This is a genomic window from Stenotrophomonas sp. (genome assembly GCF_036662295.1).
GTDB lineage: Bacteria > Pseudomonadota > Gammaproteobacteria > Xanthomonadales > Xanthomonadaceae > Stenotrophomonas.
In genome coordinates, this window is record NZ_JAVWXA010000177.1 from 1 (window position 1) to 4,175 (window position 4,175).

At 64.9% G+C, this 4,175-nt stretch carries 2 protein-coding genes; one reads left to right on the forward strand and one right to left on the reverse strand.

Annotated features, from left to right (window positions below):
- Positions 1 to 207 precede the first annotated feature (207 nt).
- A complete protein-coding gene (apbC, locus tag RSA25_RS19085) occupies positions 208 to 1,065 on the reverse strand; it encodes an iron-sulfur cluster carrier protein ApbC (RefSeq protein ID WP_332810402.1) in 858 nt (285 codons plus the stop codon).
- A gap of 202 nt (positions 1,066 to 1,267) precedes the next feature.
- On the opposite strand from apbC, the gene RSA25_RS19090 reads away from it, so the two are divergent.
- Positions 1,268 to 4,069, forward strand: coding sequence for a TonB-dependent receptor (locus RSA25_RS19090; protein ID WP_332810403.1), 2,802 nt, complete (start codon positions 1,268 to 1,270; stop codon positions 4,067 to 4,069).
- Positions 4,070 to 4,175 lie beyond the last annotated feature (106 nt).

A 4,175-nucleotide genomic window follows, 5' to 3' on the forward strand; every position in this document is an offset into this window, starting at 1 on the left:
ACGTGTTCGACCGCGACCCGCCGGTCGGCTACTTCGGCAACAGTGCCGCCAACTCGCAGTACGACAGCGTGGGCCGCTTCATGTACCTGGGCGCCACCTACAAGTTCTGAGCCCCGCACACGCAGGCCATGAACGACGCAGGCCCGGCAATGCCGGGCCTGCGTAGGGTCCATCCGGTGATACGGCCGCGCACGCGCGCCAGACGCCTCAGACCAGCGAGGACAGGATCGGGATGCTCGCCCGCGGGCGCTTGCCCATTTCCTCGACCAGCCGCTGCGCCGCCTGCAGGTAGGCCTGGGCGGCCAATGAATCCGGTGCCGCCGCGGTGATCGGCGTGCCCGCATCGCCCTGCTCGCGGATGCCGATTTCCAGCGGCAGCGAACCCAGCAGCGGCACGCCATACTGCGCGGCCATGCGCTGGCCACCGCCTTCGCCGAACAGGTGCTCCACCTGACCGCAGTTGCTGCAGGTATGCACGGCCATGTTCTCCACGATGCCCAGCACCGGCACCTCGACCTTCTCGAACATCTTCAGCGCCTTCTTCGCATCCAGCGTGGCGATGTCCTGGGGCGTGGTGACGATCACCGCGCCGGCCAGCGGAATCTTCTGGGTGAGCGTGAGCTGGATGTCGCCGGTGCCCGGCGGGAGGTCGATCAGCAGGTAATCCAGGTCGTCCCAGAGGGTGTCGTTGAAGAACTGCGTCATCGCCGAGGTCGCCATCGGACCGCGCCAGATCATCGGGGTCTCGTCTTCGATCAGGTAGCCGATGGACATGGTCTCCACGCCGAACGCGCGCATCGGCTCGATCGACTTGTTGTCCGGGCTCTCCGGGCGGCCACTCAGGCCCAGCATCGCCGGCACGCTGGGGCCGTAGATGTCGGCATCGAGCAGCCCCACCCGCGCCCCCAGCCGGGCCAGCGCCACGGCCAGGTTCACCGCCGTCGTGGACTTGCCCACCCCGCCCTTGCCCGACCCCACCGCGATCACGTTGCGGACGCGCGGGTGCGGGCTCAGGCCTTTCTGCACCTGGCTGACGTGGGGACGACGCGACTGGCTGCTGCTCACTGCAGGACTCCGACAAAGAGAGACGAATAGCGCGTCATCATACAACCTTGACCAATGCTGACTGGAATTCACAAAAGCTAGCAAACCATGCAATTTTCGTTAAGTTCATGTTAGGTTCGATTGGCACTGCGTTCAGCGTTCTCGTGCATTACGGGAGGGGATTTTGGCGCGGTGCTTTTCGTTTCTGCACTTGGACTATTTGATGAACTACAGCTCTACCGCACGTCGCAACACGCTCGCCGCTGCCTTGTTCTCCGCCCTGATCGCCTCCGCAGCCGCTCCGGCCATGGCACAGGAAAAAGCCACGACGCTCGACAAGGTCACCGTCACCGGCTCGCTGATTCCGCAGACCGATCTCGAAACGCAGACCCCGGTGATGTCCATCACCGCCGAGGACATCCAGACCCGCGGCTTCACCAGCGTGGCCGAGGTACTGCAGCAGTCCTCGCTGACCACCGGCGGCCTGCAGGGCGGCCAGACCTCCGCATCGTTCACCCAGGGCGCCGAAGCGGCCGGCATGTTCGGCCTCAATCCGGGCTACACCAAGTACCTGATCAACGGCCGCCCGATGATGTCCTATCCGGCGCTTTACAACGGCGGCGATACGTTCAACAACATCAGCGGCATCCCGATCGACATCGTCGAGCGCATTGAAGTGCTGCCCGGTGGCCAGTCCTCGCTGTACGGCTCGGATGCGATCGCCGGCGTGGTCAACATCATCCTCAAGGAACGCATGGATGGCGGCACCGTCACCGTGCGTGGCGGCACCTACACCGAAGGCGGCGGCAACAGCGTGCGCCTGAGCGCGGCGCATGGTTTCAGCGCCTTCGACGACCGCTTCAATGCATTGGTCAACGTGCAGATCGAGTCGAGCAACCCGATCTGGGGCTACCAGCGCGACATCACCCGCACCACCAACGCCAACGGCTACACCGCGCAGGTGCCGGGCAATGACTTCGCCGTCATCGATGCCGACACCAACCGCCTGTACATGATGGACCCGACCAACTGCGCCAGCGTGGCCGGCCAGTTCGGCGGCACCACCGTGATGGGCACGCGCGCCTCGGGCCTGTCCTGCGGTTCGGTGTATGGCGCCGGCTACAAGACCGTCAAGAACGGCAAGGACAGCGGCCAGTTCTATTCGGCGCTCACCTTCGACGTGAACGACAACCTGCAGCTGTTCGCCGACCTGCTCTACAGCAAGGAAAAGACCGAGTACACCTCCGGCTCGAACTACCTGTGGTGGGGCACCAAGAGCACGATGGGCGGGTTCTACGACCAGTCCTCGGGCAAGGTGGTCAACCTGCAGCGCGCCTTCGCCCCCGAAGACATCGGTGGCCAGGGCTACAAGGACGTGCTCAACAGCGATGAGAGCCGCTCCTACCAGGTGACCCTGGGCGCGAAGGGCATGGCCGGCAACTGGGACTACAGCGCCAGCTTCACCCGCGGTGAGTACAAGCTCACCGAGAACAAGTTCATGCGCTGGCAGGACCCGATCAACAACTACTTCGCCGAGCACGTGCTGGGCGCCAGCCTGGGCACCACCGCCGACGGCTGGGACATCTACAACCCCAACTGGGGCGCGTTCTACTCGGCGATCCCGCCGGAGGATTTCGCCAGCTTCACCGGCTATGCGCACAACCGCAGCCGCACCTGGCAGAACCTGGCCCGCGCGCAGGTGACCAACGGCGCGCTGTTCAGCCTGCCCGGCGGCGACGCCGGCTTTGCGGTGGTGGTGGAAGGTGGCAGCGAAGGCTGGGATTACTCGCCCGACCAGCGCGTGCTGGATGGCCAGGCGTGGGGTTCCTCGGCCGTGGCCGGCAATGGCCACCGCAGCAACTACGCGGTGACCTCCGAGCTGCGCATGCCGCTGCTGGAGCAGCTCACCGTGACCGCGTCCGGTCGCTATGACGCCTTCAAGATCGCCGACAACACGGTGGACAAGGCGACCTACAGCCTGGGCCTGGAATACCGTCCGCTGCAGAGCCTGCTGGTCCGCGGCAAGTACGGCACCGCGTTCCGCGCGCCGACGCTGTCCGATGCCTTCCAGGGCACCAGCGGCTACTACGCCAACAGCTCGACCGACTACTTCCGTTGCGGCCAGCTGGGCTACGTGCCGGGCAACACCGCCGATTGCCGTTACGACAACAACGTGTCGGTGTACTCCGAGCGCGCCGGCAACCCGGATCTGGAGCCGATCACCGCCGATGTGTGGAATGCCGGCCTGGTGTGGGCGCCGATGGCGAACCTGTCGATCTCGGCCGACTACTACAACTGGAAGATCGAGAACGAGGTCGACACGGCCAGCACCGACCAGCTGCTGCTGGCCGAGTACTACTGCCGCAACAGCCTGCCCAACGCGGCCTCGGCCACCTGCCAGAACGTGGCCGACTGGGTGGTGCGCGATGCGGCCGGCAACCTGAGCAGCCTGTACACGCCGAAGATGAACGTGGCGCGGCAGAACCTGCAGGCGGTGACGGTGGGCTTCAAGTACCTGCAGGACATCGGCCGCTTCGGCGCGCTGCAGTTCTCGGGCAACTACACCAACATGCTGAAGCGTGAAGTGCAGTCCGAGCCGGGCGAAGACTTCCAGGACCTGCTGGGCAACCCGGTGGCGATGTGGAACTACGACAACTACGCCAAGGTGCGCAGCGATGCGGCGGTGGCCTGGTCGCTGGGCAGGTTCACGACGACCGCGTATGCCAACTACGTGGGCAAGACGCCGAACTACCTGGCCGGTCTGAACGGCTATGACTACGTGCACACGGCATCGGGCAAGGCAGCGGGCAAGTGGGGGTCGTACACGACCTACAACCTGAGCGTGAACTATCGCGCGCAGGACGACCTGACGCTGTCGCTGATGGTCAACAACGTGTTCAACAAGATGCCCGAAGGCCAGGCCTACAGCTACCCGGGCACGACCGGCACGCCGTACAACAGCGCCTTCTACAGCATCTACGGGCGCGCGGTGTATGCGCAGATGAAGTACGACTTCGGCAAGTAATCGCCCAGGTCATGCGTGACAGGAGACCCCGCTTCGGCGGGGTCTTTTTTTTGGTTGTTCGCCCATCTGCGGGGCAAGGCGTTGCGGAGCCTCGCGAGTGCGTTGC

Coding starts and splice junctions, on each gene's coding strand:
- RSA25_RS19090 (WP_332810403.1), top strand. CDS start 1,268: ATGAACTACAGCTCTACCGCACGTCGCAACACGCTCGCCGCTGCCTTG.